11 protein-coding genes and 1 tRNA gene are annotated in these 15,946 nt (G+C 70.1%); 5 read left to right on the top strand and 7 right to left on the bottom strand.

The annotated features are described in order from the left end of the window. Both O9255_RS05465 and O9255_RS05460 read right to left on the bottom strand, forming a co-directional pair. Complete coding sequence (locus O9255_RS05465; protein WP_297865833.1) at positions 1 to 900, bottom strand: hypothetical protein; 900 nt, start codon at positions 898 to 900, stop codon at positions 1 to 3. Beyond that, positions 900 to 3,011, bottom strand: a complete 2,112-nt coding sequence (locus O9255_RS05460) for a bifunctional (p)ppGpp synthetase/guanosine-3',5'-bis(diphosphate) 3'-pyrophosphohydrolase (protein WP_297865832.1) — start codon at positions 3,009 to 3,011, stop codon at positions 900 to 902. The genes O9255_RS05465 and O9255_RS05460 overlap by 1 nt, the downstream gene beginning before the upstream one ends. A 59-nt stretch (positions 3,012 to 3,070) precedes the next feature. On the opposite strand from O9255_RS05460, the gene O9255_RS05455 reads away from it, so the two are divergent. Further along, the gene (locus tag O9255_RS05455) at positions 3,071 to 3,553 is read left to right on the top strand and encodes a hypothetical protein (protein ID WP_297865831.1); all 483 of its coding nucleotides are present in this window, start codon (positions 3,071 to 3,073) and stop codon (positions 3,551 to 3,553) included. Between the two features lie 3 nt (positions 3,554 to 3,556). Here the strand turns inward: O9255_RS05455 and hrpA are convergent, their stop codons facing one another. After that, positions 3,557 to 7,480 (bottom strand): ATP-dependent RNA helicase HrpA, encoded by a 3,924-nt coding sequence (gene hrpA / locus O9255_RS05450; RefSeq protein ID WP_297865830.1) that lies wholly within the window; start codon positions 7,478 to 7,480, stop codon positions 3,557 to 3,559. Between the two features lie 240 nt (positions 7,481 to 7,720). On the opposite strand from hrpA, the gene O9255_RS05445 reads away from it, so the two are divergent. Continuing rightward, on the top strand, positions 7,721 to 9,502 hold the full coding sequence (locus O9255_RS05445) for a CocE/NonD family hydrolase (RefSeq protein WP_297865829.1): 1,782 nt from the start codon (positions 7,721 to 7,723) through the stop codon (positions 9,500 to 9,502). A gap of 33 nt (positions 9,503 to 9,535) precedes the next feature. Here the strand turns inward: O9255_RS05445 and O9255_RS05440 are convergent, their stop codons facing one another. The 3 genes from O9255_RS05440 to O9255_RS05430 all read right to left on the bottom strand — a co-directional run bounded on the left by O9255_RS05440 (position 9,536) and on the right by O9255_RS05430 (position 12,177). Then, positions 9,536 to 10,423, bottom strand: coding sequence for a LytTR family DNA-binding domain-containing protein (locus O9255_RS05440; protein WP_297865828.1), 888 nt, complete (start codon positions 10,421 to 10,423; stop codon positions 9,536 to 9,538). A 111-nt stretch (positions 10,424 to 10,534) separates the two neighbouring features. Further along, positions 10,535 to 11,356, bottom strand: a complete 822-nt coding sequence (locus tag O9255_RS05435; protein ID WP_297865827.1) for a DUF3313 family protein — start codon at positions 11,354 to 11,356, stop codon at positions 10,535 to 10,537. Between the two features lie 110 nt (positions 11,357 to 11,466). After that, positions 11,467 to 12,177 (bottom strand): substrate-binding domain-containing protein, encoded by a 711-nt coding sequence (locus tag O9255_RS05430; protein ID WP_297865826.1) that lies wholly within the window; start codon positions 12,175 to 12,177, stop codon positions 11,467 to 11,469. 320 nt (positions 12,178 to 12,497) lie between these two features. On the opposite strand from O9255_RS05430, the gene O9255_RS05425 reads away from it, so the two are divergent. Genes O9255_RS05425 through O9255_RS05415 form a run of 3 tightly spaced genes read left to right on the top strand, consistent with a single transcriptional unit; the run spans position 12,498 to position 15,760 of the window. Further along, complete coding sequence (locus O9255_RS05425) at positions 12,498 to 13,832, top strand: alpha/beta hydrolase (protein WP_297865825.1); 1,335 nt, start codon at positions 12,498 to 12,500, stop codon at positions 13,830 to 13,832. A 48-nt stretch (positions 13,833 to 13,880) separates the two neighbouring features. Continuing rightward, on the top strand, positions 13,881 to 14,621 hold the full coding sequence (locus O9255_RS05420) for a DUF4386 family protein (protein WP_297865824.1): 741 nt from the start codon (positions 13,881 to 13,883) through the stop codon (positions 14,619 to 14,621). Between the two features lie 11 nt (positions 14,622 to 14,632). Further along, on the top strand, positions 14,633 to 15,760 hold the full coding sequence (locus O9255_RS05415; RefSeq protein ID WP_297865823.1) for a zinc-binding dehydrogenase: 1,128 nt from the start codon (positions 14,633 to 14,635) through the stop codon (positions 15,758 to 15,760). Between the two features lie 40 nt (positions 15,761 to 15,800). Here O9255_RS05415 and O9255_RS05410 read toward each other — a convergent pair. Next, a tRNA-Lys gene (locus O9255_RS05410) sits at positions 15,801 to 15,876 on the bottom strand. Positions 15,877 to 15,946 lie beyond the last annotated feature (70 nt).

The raw sequence follows: 15,946 nt of genomic DNA, 5'->3' as shown, positions 1-15,946 counted from the left end.
TCAGCGCATCGACGCGCGCGCGGCCTCGGCGCGTTCGAGGCGCTGCAGCAACGGGGCCAGTTCGGGCGCTTGCGGCGCCAGGCGCTCGGCTTCGCGAAGCGCGCGACGGGCCTCATCGAAGGCCCCGCGGCCGATGGCCTCGTCGGCCAGCCCTCGCCATCGGACGGCTTCCGCGGTATCGCTCGCCGGCGACGACGTGGCCAATGCCGGGCGTTCGACACCGATCACGCCTGCGGCACCGAGGCGAGCCTCGAGTTCGGGCAGGCGCAAATGCGCCGGGTCCATGGCCCGCACCTCCCGCACGAGCGCCGCCGCCGCCACCTCATCGCCACCGTCGAGCGCACGCGCAGCCCGATCGAGCCTCAGGGACAGCAGGCGGGTGCGTCCGGCGAGCGCCAACGCATTGCCCGGTTCGCGCTGGAGGACTTGCCGGTAGAGGTCCAGGGCCCCATCGCCGTCGACGCCTTCGCGCGCGGTGGCGGTTTCCAACAGGGTTTCGACCGCGGGCTCCGCACGCACCCGAAGCGACTGCCGCAGCGCAGCGAGGCGCTCGCCCGGCATGCCGAGGCGTTCCGCACGGGCCAACGCATGCTCCGCGCGGATCGCATCGCCGAGGGCGACAGCTTGGGCCGCTTCGCCGAGAGACCGTTCCCCGGTGGCGGCCAGCCCGCTCACGACGCGCGGATGATCCGGTGCCCGGGCCTGTGCGGCCTCGAAACGTTGAGCGGCGGAATCCAGATCGCCCGCCTCGAGGGCCTGTTCCGCCGCGGAGAGCCATCCTGCCAACGCGGCATCGGGGAAGACCGCGCGCCCGATCGGCTCGCGCAAGAGCACCGCCCCCAGCAGCAGGCAGGCGCCGAGCGCGGCCACCACCGCCCAGCGCGAGGGCCGCGCCGCCATCAGCCCACCCGCCGCGCGTCGCGCACGCCCGGAACCGCGGTGAGACGGGCCAGCAGCTTCGACAGCTGCTCGAAATCACTCACCTTGAGCGTCAGCTTGAGGTCGGCAAGCCCGCGGCTGTCGTCGCTCCGCGAAGCGACCGCATTGATGTGGATGCCTTCCTGCGCGATCAGGGTGGTGATGTCCTTCAGCAACGACTTGCGGTCGAGGCCGTGGATCGCCACGTCGACCGCGTACGTCCCGCCGGCGCGGCCCCACGACACCGGCATAGCCCGGTCGGGGTCGCGCGCCACCAGCCGCGAGAGCGCCACGCAGTCCGCGCGGTGCACGCTGATACCCCGCCCGCGCGTGAGGTAGCCGGCGATCGCATCGCCGGGCACCGGCTGGCAGCAGCGCGCCAGCTGCATCAGCAGGTTGCCGACGCCATCGACCACGAAACTGTCGCTGCGAGCGCCGACCTTGTCGCGCGCCGCGGCGGCGGGGATCGTCGGCAAGTGCGGCGGCAGCGCCGACGCTTCCTTCGGCTGCTGCGCTTCGTGCAGCGCGCGGCTTACCTGCGCCGGACTCACATCGCCCAGCGACAGCGCGACGAGCAGGTCGTCCTGCGTCGCCAAGCGCAGGCGCGGCAGTACCGGCGCGAGGTCGGCGCCCATCAGGCCCAGCCGGCGCAGCTCCTTCTCCAGCAGTTCGCGGCCTTCCACGAGGTTCTGCGCGCGGTCGAGCTTGTGGAACCACGCTCGCACCTTGTCGCGGGCGCGCCCGGTGACGAGGAAGCCGCTGGCCGGCTGCAGCCAGTCGCGGCGCGGGGCGCTGGCCTTGGCCGTGAGGATCTCCACCATGTCACCGGTGGCCGGCTTCGAATCGAGGGTGACGATGCGACCGTTGATCTTGGCGCCGCGGCAGCGGTGGCCCACCTCGGTGTGCACCGCATAGGCGAAATCGAGCACCGTCGCGCCGCGCGGCAGGTCGACGACTTTGCCCTGCGGGGTGAGCACGTAGACGCGATCCTCGACGAGGTCGGCCTTCAGGCCCTCCTGCAGCTTCTGCTCGTCGCCCTCGCTCGACTCGAGCAACTGGCGCATCCACGCGATCTTGCGCTCGAAACTGGCATCGGCCCCGCCGCCCTCCTTGTAGCGCCAGTGGGCCGCCACGCCGAGTTCGGCCTGCTCGTGCATTTCGCGCGTGCGGATCTGCACTTCGAGCGCGCGGCCCTCCGGACCGACGACCGCGGTGTGCAGGCTGCGATAGCCGTTCGCCTTCGGGCGGGCGATGTAGTCGTCGAACTCCTTCGCGATCGGCGTCCACACCTGGTGCACGACGCCAAGCGCCGCGTAGCAGGCGGCGACATCGCCGACCAGCACGCGCACCGCGCGGATGTCGTAGAGCTCGCCGAAGGGCACGTCCTTGCGCTGCATCTTCTTCCAGATGCTGTAGATGTGCTTCGGCCGGCCAGCGACATCGCCGTCGATGCCGGCCTCGCTCAGGGCCGCGCGCAGCTGCGCCTTGACGTCTTCGATGTACTGCTCGCGCGCGCCGCGCTTCTCATCGAGCAATCGGGCGATGCGCTGGTAGGTCTCGGGCTGCTGGAAGCGGAACCCGAGGTCCTCGATCTCCCATTTCAGCTGCCAGATGCCCAGCCGGTTCGCCAGCGGCGCGAGGATGTCGGCGGCCAGCCGCGCGAGTTCGGTGCGCTCGGAATCAGGGAGGGCCGAGGCGTGGCGGAGCCGCGCCAGCTGCAGGGCCAGCAGCACCGGCACCACGCGCAGGTCGCGGACGATGGCGAGCAGCAGCCGCCTGAGGCCTTCGGCATCGGCGCGTCCTTCGGTCCGGGCATGCAGCGCCCAAACCTGCTCCGCGGCCCTCACGCCCTCGAGCATGGCCGGCAGCGGGCCGGGCACGGGCGCCTGCGCCGTCTCGGGGGCCTCGGCCCCGAGGGCCACCAGCGCCGTCGCCCAGATCATCTCGCGGTCCGGCGACAACGCGGCCAGCACGTCGAGCGCGCGGCGGCAGAACACCGCGCCCGGCGAATCGCCGGCCGACGACGATGCCAGGGCCGGCCACTCGGCCAGGGCGTGCGCAGCGTTGGGCGTGGCAGGGGATGCGGGCTTCACGATGCCCCGAGGGTAGACTTGGGGCTTGTCAGCCCACAACCATTCCCGAGGTCCATGCCATGAGGCGTTCCTTTCTCGCCCTCGTCATTGCAGCGTCCATCGTGCCTGCCAGCGCGCTGCAGGCCACGCCGTTTTCCACGCTGGAGGAGCGGATGAGCGCCGCGGAGTTCCGCAGCGCCGGCCTGGAGAAACTCAGCGCGGAGGAACTGGCGGCACTGAACGCCTGGCTGTCGAACAACGGGACCAGCGGCCGCACGGTCGCGCCCCGGGAGGAAGATCGCCGCGGTTTGCGGGAAGCTCCGACCTCGCAGTCGCGTGGCCCCATCAACACCCGGCTCATCGGCGAGTCGACGGGCTGGTCGTATGGCACCGTCTTCCGCCTCGAGAACGGCCAGGTTTGGCAGTCGGTCGACCGGGAAAGTCGCTTGGTCGGCGTCCGCCTGACCAACCCTACGGTGGAAATCCGCCAAGGCATCATGGGCAACTGGCTCCTGAAGTTCGCCGACTACAACACGACGGCGCGGGTCGAGCGCATCGAGTAAGCCTCAACGCGCGGACAGCGCCTCGACCTGCTTGGCGAGGCGCTTCGCGGACACCGGCCGTTTCGTGCCCAGTTCCTGGGCGAACAGCGAGACGCGCAGCTCCTCGAGGTCCCAGCGCAGGGCCTGCCATCCCGTTTCCAAGGCGATGCCGCGACGGCGTGCATCGTCCAGCGCCTTCGCGAAGGGCTGCACCTCGAGCATGCGCTGCTGGTCGCGGGTCGGGTCGCGCAGCGCGCGTTCGGCGCGCAGGGCCAGCGCCTTCAGGTAGCGCGGCAGTTCGTTGAAGGCTTCCGGCGGCGTCTCGCGGACGAAGCCGGGATGCACGAGCCCCGCCAACTGGGCCCGGAGATCATCAAGATTCGCTTTCGCCCACCCCATCACCGGCGCCTCCAGCTTCGGGCGGATCTCGGCGTACTGGCTGAGCGCGGCCTCGGCGATCTTCAAGCGCGCCATCGCTTCGCCGAACAGCTTCTGCTTCACGGCACCAATCGCCCGATTGAAGGCCTCGCGGTCGCGGATCGCGGCGAGCGTCACGCCGCCCTGGCCGCCGTCGAGCAAAGCCGCGAGGGCCTTGGCGACCAGATCAGCGCGCAGCTGCTCGGCCGTCGCCACCGCGGTATAGACCATCGCGGTCTTCGGATTCAGCGGCAGCTGCTTCCGCGCCGATTTCACCGAATCGGCCAAGGCGATCTCGGCGAGGCGCACCACGCCACCGGCATGGGCCTGCGCCGCCGCCTCGCGGTCGGCCAGCACGCGCAGGGCCACGTCATCGCCATCAAGCACCAGCGCCGGGAAGGCCGGCAGCCCACCCGCACCGGCGATCTCGAGCGGAACCGGCTCGGCGGGAAACTCGCGCAGCCCCTCGCGGGCGAGACGCTCGCCGGCGCGCGCGGCGAAGGCTTTCTCCGCCTCCGCGCCGAAGCGGGCCTTCAGCTCGTCGAGCGAGCGCGATTGGCCCAGCACGCGGAAGCCTCGGCCTTCCGCCTCGCCAACGCGAAGGTTCATGCGCAGATGCGGCTCCAGCGCGGCCTCGTCGAAGTCGAGCGCTCCCACCTCGACGCCTGTCGCCTTGGCGAGGAAGCGACCCAACGCCCCGGGAAGGCTGTCGGCGTCGCCGTTCGGATAGGCCAGCGCAAAAGCGCGGGCAAAATCGGGCGCGGGCACGAAGTTGCGGCGAAGCGCCTTCGGCAGGCCGCGGATCATCTCCGTGGCCTTCTCTTCCACCAGCCCCGGCACCAGCCACGAGAGTCGCGCGGCGTCGAGCGCGGGCAGCAGGTGCAACGGCACGTCCAGCGTCACGCCGTCTTCGGCGTGGCCGGGTTCGAAGCGGTAGTGCAGCGCCAGCCGCGCGTCGCCCAGCGGCAGGAATTTCGGGGAGCGCTCGACGCCGCTGCCCTCGACCGACATCAAGTCGGCCGGCGACCACTCCAGCGCCTTCCGCGCCGCCGGGTCGAGCTTGCCGTACCAGCCCTCGAGCGCCGCGGTGTTGTGCACGTCGGAGGGCAGACGGTCGAGATACCAGCGCACCTGCCAGTCCTCGTCGACGACCAGCCCAGCGCGGCGCTGCTTCGCCTCTTCCTCCTGCGCGCGTTCGAGCGTGGCGAGGTTGCGCTTCACCAGTGGGATGCGGGTGTCGATCTCGCCCGTCACCAACCCCTGTCGAACAAAAATCTCGCGGGCTTCGTCGGGGTACAGGCCGCCGTAGTGCACCGGCTTCTTCGGCAGCAGTACCAGCCCAAACAGGCCGATCTGCTCCGAACCCTGCACGCGGCCCTGCCGCCGCGACCAGTGCGGGTCGAAGTGCCGGCGCGAGAGCAGGTGCGGCACGGCATCGATCACCCACTCCGGCTCGATCTTCGCGGCGGTGATGCCCCAGACCTTGGCGGTGTCGAGCAGCGTCGCGCACAGCAACCACGGCGGCGGCTTTTGCGCCAGCGTGGAGGCGGGGAACAAGCCGAACTTGCGACTGCGCGGGGCTTCGTAGAGCCCCTTCTCCGAGCGATGCCCGGTCTGCAGCGCGAGACCGGCGAGCAGCGCGCGATGCAGGTCGGCATAGTCGGCCGGCGCCTCGTTCTGCGCCCAACCCAGCGCCTCGCAGTTGAGGATCAGCTGCCGATGCAGTTCGCGCCACTCGCGTAGGCGCAGGAAGTTGAGGAAGCGCGAACTGCACCAGTCGCGCAGCTTCGACTGCGAGAGGTCTTCATGCGCGGCGCGATAGGCGTCCCAGAGCTTGAGGATGCTGACGAACTCCGAGCGCTCGTCGGCGAAGGCGGCGTGGGCGCGGTCGGCGGCCTCGCGGGCTTCCTGCGGGCGTTCGCGCGGGTCCTGCAGGCCGAGGAAGCTGGCGATGATGATCATCTCGCGCAGCGCGCCGCGTTCCTTGGCCGCGATCAGCATGCGCGCCAGCTTCACGTCGACCGCGAAGGCGGCCATCTGCTTGCCCACCGGCGTCAGCTGGCGGTGCTTGTCGACCGCGCCGAGCTCGGTGAGCTGCTGCCAGCCGTCGGCCACGGCGCGCGGGTCCGGCGCGTCAATGAAGGGAAAGTCCTCCACCCGGCCCAAGCCCAGCGAGAGCATCCGCAGGATCACGCCCGCCAGCGAGGAGCGCAGCAGTTCCGGGTCGGTGTAGCGCGGGCGCGAATTGAAATCCAGCTCGCTGAAGAGGCGGTAGCAGATGCCCGACGACACGCGCCCACAGCGGCCCTTGCGCTGGTCGGCGCTGGCCTGGGCGATGTCCTCGATGTGCAGGCGGTCGAGCTTCATGCGCGGGCTGTAGCGCTTCACGCGCGCCGTGCCCGGGTCGACCACGTAGCGGATGCGCGGCACCGTCAGCGAAGTCTCGGCCACGTTCGTCGCGAGCACGATCCGCCGCTTCGGCCCCGGGTTGAACACACGGTCCTGGTCCTTGGCCGAGAGCCGCGCGTACAGCGGCAACACTTCGGTTTCGCGGTACTTGCGCCGCTCCAAAAGGTGGTGCACCTCGCGGATCTCGCGCTCGCCCGGCAGGAACAGCAGCACGTCGCCGCGCGCGTCTTCCCGCGTGATCTCGTCGCAGGCCGCCAGCAGGCCCTCGTACAGCGACTTCTCGGCATCGGGCTTCGAGGCCACGTCGGCGTTGGTGTCCTCCAGCGGCCGGTAGCGCACCTCGACGGGATAGCTGCGGCCCTCGACGCTGATCACCGGCGCGCCGTCGAAATGCTGGGCGAAGCGCTCGGTGTCGATGGTCGCCGAGGTGACGATCAGCTTGAGGTCGCGGCGCTTGCGCAGCAGGCCCTTCAGGTACCCCAAGAGGAAGTCGATGTTCAGCGAGCGCTCGTGCGCTTCGTCGACGATGATCGTGTCGTAGGCCGAGAGGTAGCGGTCCTTCTGGATCTCGGCCAGCAGGATGCCGTCGGTCATGAACTTGATCAGCGTGTCCTCGCCCACCTGCTCGGTGAAGCGCACCTGCCAGCCGACCTCCTTGCCCAGCGGCACCTGCAGCTCCTCGGCCACGCGCTTCGCCACAGCGCGCGCGGCGATGCGGCGCGGCTGGGTGCAGCCGATCAGGCCGGCGGCGCCGCGCCCGGCGGCGAGGCAGAGCTTGGGCAGCTGGGTGGTCTTGCCCGAACCGGTTTCGCCGGCGATGACGACGACCTGGTGCTTCTGGATCAGTTCGACGATCGCGTCGGCCTCGCGGCCGATCGGCAGCTCGGTGTCGATGCGCGGCTCGGGCAAGCGGGCCTCGCGGGCGGCGAAGGCCTCGCGCGAGCGGGCCAGGGCCTGCTCCAGCGCCTGCTGCGCCGCCGCCCTCGCCTCGCCCTTGGCCTCCGCCAGCCGCTTCTGCAGGCGCAACAGCGCGCCACGGTCCTTGGCGAGGACGCGGTCCAGCGGGTCGGGGCGCGCGGCGCGGGGCGCAGGCGCGGCAGGGGTTTCGGCGGGCTCGCGCATGGGGCGCGCAGTGTAGCGCCTGCATTCCGATCGGACCGGACCACGGACGTAACGCGGCCCACGGCGTCGACGCGGTGCGGAAGCATCGTCAACGACCGCTGCTGCGCCCACCGCACCGCACATGCAGAACGGCGCTCCGGCCTGCACCAGCGGTCGGGCCAGCCGCCGAGCATTCCCCCGCCCGGCGACCTCCACCGGGACGTCAGCACCCACGGCGGGTGCACAACGAGGACAACAACGATGAACCTCACGATCCGAAGGGCGGTCACCGCCCTTCTCCTGGCCTGCCTTCCCGCCTCGGCGGCCATGGCCCTGCCCCCAGGCTTTCACCGCGCCGCGGCGGGCCACCTGGTGGGTGAATTCCGGGTCCCCGCGCCTGACGGGACCACCTTGCAGACGCTGGTCTATCTGCCCGGCACAGGGCCCGGCCCATGGCCGACCCTGGTCACCCGCAGCCCCTATGACCTGCCGCTCACGCCGGTCAGCGGCTTCCCGGAAGAGCACCCGAACGCGGACATCGAGGCCGACGAGAAGGACGTCGGCTGGACGGAAGCCACCGACCGGGGCTACGCCCTCGTGATCCAGTTCGTCCGCGGCCGCAACGAATCCGATGGCACGTTCAGCCTCTTCCTTGACGAGCGCGCCGATGGCGATGCCCTGCTGCGCTGGGTCGAGGCCCAACCGTGGTCCAACGACCGGCTCGGGGTCTTCGGCGACTCGGCGAGCGGCGTGGCCGCGCTGCAAGCCGCCGCCAGCGGCAGGCCGTCGGTCCGTGCCATCTATGCGCAGGCGACCAGCCCGGACTTCCTCGGCGGCGTGATCTTCCCGGATCGCGCCATCAAATGGGAGGCGCTGCTTCCGTTCGTCCTGTCGCAGTCGCTCGACAGCAGCGAGGACCATGAGGCTCGCTTGGGCATCGACGACACCGAACTCGAGGCGCTGAAAGAGATGGCGGGCGAGGGCCTTGAGGACCTGTTCGAGGCGCTCGAGGAGGGCGATGCCTCCACCTCTGAGTGGTGGACCACGCCGCCCGTCGCCGATTTCCCGATCGTCAGCGACCTCCAGCCACGCTGGCCGGACTTGCTGGCCGCTCGCACCAGGACGCCGCTTCTGGAGGCGGGGAATGTCACCCGTCGGCTTCGAGCGCCGGTGCTCCAGGTCGGGCTGTGGCACGACTTCTTCCACGACAGCGCGATCGAGGCGTGGAACCAGCGCGGCATCTCGGGCCTGGGTCGGAATGATCGGCTGATCATGCTCGACGGGACCCACTACGACGTGGACGAGCCGGAACTCTGGCCGATCCGCCCGATGTTCACCTGGTTCGACTTCTGGCTGAAGCAGCGCTGGAACGACGTGACGCGGTGGCCGAAGGTGCAGTTCGCCTGGGCCGGTGAAGGTGCGGAGTCGGTGGTGGGAAGCGCGCTTTGGCCGATCCCGGCGCGGCCCATCATCGCGGAACTGCAGGCGCCGACGGCCACGATCCAGATCGACCCGGCGAAGCCGGTGCCGACACTCGGCGGCAACCACCTCATCGCCCCGGCCGGGATGCTGGACCAGTCACCGCTGCTCGATCGAACGGACATCGGCCTGCTGCAGGGCGCCCCCCTGTCCAGGACGCTGCCGATCGCCGGGCCGATCCAGGCCACGATCCGCCTCAAGAGCATTTACAGCGGGCCACTGGTGGTGAAACTCGTCGACGTTCGGCCCGACGGCGAGGTCCGGCTGGTGCGCGAAACGCCGGTCACACGGGCCCACGGGCGGGTCATCGACGTGCGCTTCTCGCCGATCGCCTATCGTTTCGACGCCGGCAGCAGGCCCGGCCTGATGATCGCGGGAAGCAGCTTCCCCGCATGGATCTTCGAGCGACCCGCCACCGGGACCGTGGACGTCGCCGGAGCACGGCTGGTCATGCCGGATGCCTCGTTGGCACGCCTTCCGCGCCCGCAGCGGCGCTGCGAGACGGTGACGGGCGATGAACAGCGTGCTCGCGAGCAACGCGACGCGGGCTGTCCGACGCCCTGAACAACGCGAACGACGGGCGGCGATGGCCGCCCGTCAATCGCCGGACGGGCTATCCCGCACGAAATCAACCCCGAGCTTGTCTTTCACGACCGACAGCCGTCGCCGGCTGATCGGCACCTTGGTCTGGTCGGACATCAGGCAGTACCAACCGCTGGCCGAACGCCGCACGCGCCGGACGTGACTCAGGGCGACCCAGAACGAGCGGTGCACGCGAAGACCGTGATCGCCCATTTCGGCTTCGATTTCGGCGATCGTGCCGAGCAGGGTGGTGCTGCCGAGCGTGGTCCGCAGCTGGAGGTAGTGCAGGTCGGACCGCGCGAAGACCAGATCGGTCCCGATTGCGGCAGGAATCCGCGCCAGCAGCGGTTTCGAAAGGGCCGACAGCGTGCCGGACGTGGCCTCGGGCTGCGGCTCGGGCTGGGGCTCCGGCTCGGACACAGCGGATGCGGGCGGGGGATCGGCGACCGTGTCCCGCGCACCGACGGCGGCGAAGGTCGGTGGCACATTGAGGATCGCCCAGCTCGTCAGATAGGCCGGTGCGAGCTGCAGCCACTCGGCGACCAGCGCGAACACACCGCCGCTTTGCTCCAAGGCATCCAACCATCCTTCGGCGGAATCCTCGCCGGGCGAGGGGAAAACCGCTTCCAGCCCCAGCGACAAGGGCGCGAAGACGAGGCTTCCGATGAGCCCTCCGACAAGCAATTGAAACAGCGGCGGGCGCGCGGCGACGGAGCGGAAACCGCCCAGCCACCACGTGGCGGCGATGGCGACGCCCAGACCCAGTGCGACTTGCACGAACCACACCAGGAACGCCGCGACCGGCGGAAGGCCGAGGGCGACGTCCGAGTCGGTCCGCATGAGCAGAAGGGCGAGAACGCAGGACACCGCGATCCACCAGACCCAGACCTTCAATCGCGGCATGTCGAACCCCCTCGCATCGCAGGGGCGACAGTATAGGCGCACGCGGAAGGGGCACCGGGCCTCGTCCCTTGTTCCGTGTGCCTCGGCACGACGTCCACGAACCGCAGGATCTCACCTTCCCGAGTCGCCCCCGCCGGCCTTGGCTTCGACGAACTCCGGGGTGAGCGGCAACGCAAGACGCGCCAACCGCTTACCGGCCTCGATGCGACCGAAGGAGGCGAGACAGGCCTCCTTGCTTCGGCGGCGTACGGGCGCATCGACGCGCTCGCGGCGCCGTCCGTCGCCCTCGTCACGGAGGAGGCGCCTCACGTCGCGTGCGAGCACGTCGGTGAGCGCATAGGCATCACCGAGCCGCGATGGCGTTGCATCGGTGGTGAAGGCATTGGCGCCCTGCGCCCAGCGGAACTCGAGAACGCGGGCCCCATCCGCCGCGCTGGCGACGACATCCGCGCTGAGTCCGCCCATGCCCGCGGGCAGCCTCGGGGTGAACGGGATCGGCGAGAGTGCGCCCACGACCAACGAGGCGCCCGCCGCACCCCGATTGGTCAAGCCAATGCCAGTGATCTCGCTCGCCAGCACGATGTCGGCGGGCTCGTCCGCGGCGACGATCTGGAAGTAAGGAGCGGTTCTCGAACACAGCGCGCGACCCACGCCCGCAAGGATCACTTCGCGCTCGCGGGGCGAAAGGGCCGTATCGGCGCCGTCCGCAAAGCGGGCCGGTGCGATACGGAGGGTCCTCGCCTCGGCGATCGCAGCGCGGTCGATGCGTTGCTGCCGGGAGGACTGGGGGCGATCCCGCTCGATCTCGAGTCGAGCGTCCGAGCCGATCAGGCTTCCCGCCCCCCCTTTCGGGGCCGTGGCGCAGCCGGAAAGGATCGCAGCCATCGAGAGGAGGATCAGGGGAGTCACGCGGAACAAGGAAGAATGGCTCATGGCAATGGCCTCGCTGGGGGTCGCCGAAGCTTCATCGGCTCCTGCTTGATGCGCTATTGCCAAGCGCTGCAACCCAGCTATGCGACCTTGACTTGGGGAGGGAGGCCGCGTCAGCCGACCCGCACCGGCGCCAATTCGCGCTCCAACTCGGCGGCAAGGAAATCGAAGACCACCTTGATCGCAGGGTTGCCGCGGATCTCGTTGTGGACGACGAGCCAGACCGGCATCGTCGGCCCCACCTCGGGAATCAGTTGAACCAGCGACGGATCCCTCTTGGCGACCTTGTCGGCGAGGAACCCGATCCCCAGCCCCGCCCGGACCAGTTGCCACACCACCAGGGGATCGTCGGTCCTCACCGCAAAGCTCTCGCGCGTGGCCGGGATGCCACCCGCCGCGAATCCCCGCAGGATCACATCGTCATCGATCAGCCCGATGAGGTCGTGCTGGAGCAGCTCCGGCGGCGCGACCGGCTGGCCGCGACGCAGGACGTAGTCACGGGACGCATAGGCGCCGATCTTGGACGTCCCCAGCTTGCGGGCGATCAAGCTGCCCTGCTCGGGCATCACCATCCGGACCGCGATGTCCGCCTCCCGGCGGAGCAGGTTCGCCACCGTGTCGGTGGCCTGGAGCTCCACCTGGATCTGCGGGTTCGCGGCCCTCAACCTGCCGATGATCTCGGGCAGGACGACGAAAGCCATGGTCTGGCTGGCGCTGATCCGCACCGACCCGGAGACATTCTGGCGGGTGCCGGCAATCGCGCGGGCGACGCCGTGCGCACCCTCCGCCATCCGCTGCGCGTCCTCGGCGATCCGGTACGCCACCCGAGTGGGCGCAAGGCCACGGCCGGTACGCTCGAACAGCGCACATCCCAGCTGTGCTTCCAACTGCGCGACATGCCTCCCGATCGTGGGCTGGGACGCATGAAGACGCCTCGACGCCCCCAGGAGGCTACCGGCCTCCATCACGGCAAGGAAGGACCGGATCAGGGTCCAATCGAAGTCTGACTCACCCACCGGAAAAAGCCCCGAACTCTTCGCGAGAGGCGAGCATACATTGCAATCCAGCCATGCACGTTTGCGTCTTGATCCACATCGATCGCCCAAGTGACGCTCGTTGCCATCAAAGCCTTGGGGAATGACGCATGTCCATGTCTCGCGCAGGAAACGGTCGGGGACGCCGGTCCACGACCGCCGCCGGCATCCTGCTCTTCGCGCTGTTGTCCGGATGCGCTTCGGACGGAGCCGTGGCGCCGGCATCGGAACTCGTGAGCAGCGGCTGGAGCGACCCCGCCGCCCTGGCGCCCGTCGGCGATTTCGATGCCTACGTGGCGGCGGTCAGAACAGAACTTCGCGCCCATCGAGTGCCCTTCGACCCGTCGATGGCCGAGGCTGAACTCGCGTCGGTGGCGCCCTTCCGCAGGCCACCCGCCCCGGGATGCGGGGCCGCGACACCACGAGGCATCGCGATCCTCGTCCACGGGTTGTCCGACACCGCGTTCGCCATGCGCGATCTCGCCGAGTCGCTGTCCCGCCAATGCTTCGAGGCACGCGTCCTTCTGCTGCCCGGGCATGGGACCCGCCCCGCAGACCTGATGGTCGTCGACGAAAAGGACTGGGTCGGGCACGTCCAAGCCGCCGTGCTGCAAGCAGGGCGGGAAAACGATGTCGTCGTGGTGGCCGGCTTTTCGCTCGGCGCGGCGCTTGCGGTCACCGTCGCCACCGAATCCCCCGGGAGTGTCGATGCAGTGATCGGGGTCTCGCCCGCCTACCGCATCAGTTCGTCCCTCCTCGCCCGTCAAGCGCGATGGCTCTCCGCCTTCCGCCCATGGCTCGACTCAGGCCCACGGGAGGAATTCGCGAGGTACGAGGCGATGCCGACGCGCGGCATCGCCTCCACCATGGCGCTCCTCAGCAGAATGGAGTCCGGCCTGAAGGGGAAAGGGGCGTTCCAGTCCCCCTGGATGGTGGTCCAGAGCGAGGACGACGAGGTGATCGATGTCGCCGGGAATAGGCGCATCTTCGCAGCCAGGGCCGTCAATCCCCGGAGCGTGTTCCTGAACTACTTCTCCGCGGAGCCGGAGGACCGAACGGACGAGCGCGTGATCTGGCTTCCCGCGGCCGACGTCGCGTCGCGGGTGGCGGGACTCTCGCACCTCGCCCTTCATATCGCCCCCGGCAATCCGCACTACGGGCTCGAAGGCACCTACCGGAACTGCGGCAGCGCCCCGTTCCGGGCAGAGGCCGACGTGCAGGCCTGCAAGCAGTCGGCGCGCGTCTGGTACGGCACCGGACGGCAGTCTCCCCCGCCCGGCGAGGCCGGCGCGCGAGCAACGTTCAATCCCCATTTCCCGGATCTGGAGCGCCGCATCGGCGGCTTCCTCGCGGAGATCGATCGCCGGCAGGTGGACCGCGTGGCGTCCTCGCCGGAAGGGTCGGGGCGTGCCGACCATGCGCATTGGACGCTGCGACGGCGCTAGTCCAGAACGGTTGACGCACGCGCCCCACCCTCGAGCACCGGAGTCCCCATGTCGATCCATGATCCTTCCCGCGCCGCCGATGCACCGCCGCGGAGCCTCCTTCTGATGGCGGGCCTCGTCCTGCTGGTGCAAGGCTTAAGCATCTTCGCCCCGATGGCCGTGCTCGGCGGCGCGATCCAGTGGCCGGACAGCCTCGACTTCCCGCCATCGCAGATGCTTCCGCTGCTTCGGGAACAACTCGATGCGGTGCGGCTGGGCTACGGGCTCTACCTCGGGTATTCGCTGCTGTTCCTCGTGACGGGCGTGGTGACGGTGCGACTGGCGGCCCGTCCCGGCCCGCTCGGCACGCTGGCGCTCATCGCCATCGGCGCCGCCGCAGCCTCGGCGCTGGCGCGAGCGATCGGCATCCTGCGCTGGCTGACCGGCAGCGTCGTGCTGGCCGACGCCCATGCCGCTCCCGGCCTGTCGGCGGAAGGCCGCGCCGCGATCGAGACGATGCAGGCCGCCCTCAACGCTTGGGGCGGTGCGATTGGCGAGGCCTTGGGCGTCGCGGCCTTCGCCGCGATCTGGGCCATCGCGGCGGGCCTCGTGATCCTTCGCGACCGGCAGCTGCCCGCATGGGCGGGGCTTGCGGGGCTCGTGGCCGGCATCCTCGTCGCCTTGCCGGCACTCGAACTCTTCGGCATCGCGCCCCCCGTCTCGATCGTGCTGTCCACGACGGGAATCCAGCTCTGGTTCATGGCCCTCGGGCTGCTGTTCCTCTGGCGCGCCCTGCGCCGGCCCGCGTAAGGGCGGCCACCATGCCAGTCCAGCGACTCGAGATCGGGGCCTTCGGCGGCCCCGAGGTGCTCCGGGTGGTGCGGGATACCGCGCTTCCCGTGCCGGGCCCGGGCGAGGTCCGAATCCGGGTGGAGGCGTCGAGCCTCGCGTTCACCGACACGCTCATCCGCCGCAACCTCTATCCGGGCCTGAAGCCGAGCCTGCCCCTGACCCTCGGCTACGACATCGTCGGTCGCATCGATGAGGTCGGGCCGGACGTCGCGCAGTGGCACATCGGCGACCGGGTCGCCGACCTCGTGCAGGTCGGCGGCAACACGACCCACCTCGTGCGTCCGGCCGCCTCGCTGGTCGCCGTGCCGAAGGGGCTGGACGCGATCCGAGTGGAGCCCCTGATCCTGACCTACATGACCGCCTACCAGGCGCTGTTCTTCGAAGGCGACGCCAAGACCGGCGACGCCGTCCTGATCTATGGCGCCAGCGGGGCCGTGGGGCATGCCGCGCTGGACCTGTGTCGCGCTTTCGGGGTTCGGGCGGTCGGGGTGGCCTCGGCGAGTCGCGAGGACGTCGTGACCCGCATGGGTGCGACGTTCGTCGCTTACGACCGGCCCGACGCCTCCGCGACACTGGATCGCCTGTCGCGCGACGCCAAGGGCTTCAAGGTCATCCTCGACGCTGCTCGGAGCGAAGCGCTCTCGTCCGTCCTCGCCCGGCTCGCACCGGACGGACGCTTCGTGGCGCTGGGCTTCAGCGCCGCATTCCGGGCCGCCCACAGGGCGGGCAACGCGCGCCCAGGCCTGCTGGCGGCGCTCCGCTTCGCCTTCGACTTCCTGCGGATCCAGTGGCTGTCGTCCCGTTCCGGGACCGCGCGGCGGGTCATCTTCTACGACATCTCGAAACGCCGGGCCCGGCATCCGGAGTGGTTCCGGGCCGACCTCTCGATGCTGTTGACCTTGCTCGAACAAGGCCGGATCTCGCCCCACATCCAGCGCGTCTTCGGACTGGGTGAGGCCATCGAGGCGCATCGCCTGATGGACGCAGGACAGGTCGAGGGCCGGTTCGTTCTCGACCTCGCACCGCCAAGGAAGCTTCGCCCACGGTGCCCCGCGCCATCGGTGGCACGCGCACCGGCGCCGGGCGTCGGCGGATGATCGCGGACCCGGCGGGCGTCGTGACGACGATTGGTGGAAGTGGTGGGCCGTGATGGATTCGAACCATCGACCAACTAGTTAAAAGCCAGCTGCTCTACCGACTGAGCTAACGGCCCACCGAAACCTGCCCCGCCATCGCGGCGGGGCGCGAAGTCTACCGCAAGCCCGGGCGCTTGGCAGCGCGGC

This window comes from Silanimonas sp., assembly GCF_027530345.1.
In the GTDB taxonomy this organism is placed as follows: Bacteria; Pseudomonadota; Gammaproteobacteria; order Xanthomonadales; family Xanthomonadaceae; genus Silanimonas.
Note: the sequence above shows the minus strand (reverse complement) of the source record. Positions and strands in the feature narration are given on the sequence as shown.

Coding starts and splice junctions, on each gene's coding strand:
- hrpA (WP_297865830.1), bottom strand. CDS start 7,480: ATGCGCGAGCCCGCCGAAACCCCTGCCGCGCCTGCGCCCCGCGCCGCG.
- O9255_RS05445 (WP_297865829.1), top strand. CDS start 7,721: ATGAACCTCACGATCCGAAGGGCGGTCACCGCCCTTCTCCTGGCCTGC.
- O9255_RS05415 (WP_297865823.1), top strand. CDS start 14,633: ATGCCAGTCCAGCGACTCGAGATCGGGGCCTTCGGCGGCCCCGAGGTG.
- O9255_RS05435 (WP_297865827.1), bottom strand. CDS start 11,356: ATGAGCCATTCTTCCTTGTTCCGCGTGACTCCCCTGATCCTCCTCTCG.
- O9255_RS05465 (WP_297865833.1), bottom strand. CDS start 900: ATGGCGGCGCGGCCCTCGCGCTGGGCGGTGGTGGCCGCGCTCGGCGCC.
- O9255_RS05420 (WP_297865824.1), top strand. CDS start 13,881: ATGTCGATCCATGATCCTTCCCGCGCCGCCGATGCACCGCCGCGGAGC.
- O9255_RS05455 (WP_297865831.1), top strand. CDS start 3,071: ATGAGGCGTTCCTTTCTCGCCCTCGTCATTGCAGCGTCCATCGTGCCT.
- O9255_RS05425 (WP_297865825.1), top strand. CDS start 12,498: ATGTCCATGTCTCGCGCAGGAAACGGTCGGGGACGCCGGTCCACGACC.
- O9255_RS05440 (WP_297865828.1), bottom strand. CDS start 10,423: ATGCCGCGATTGAAGGTCTGGGTCTGGTGGATCGCGGTGTCCTGCGTT.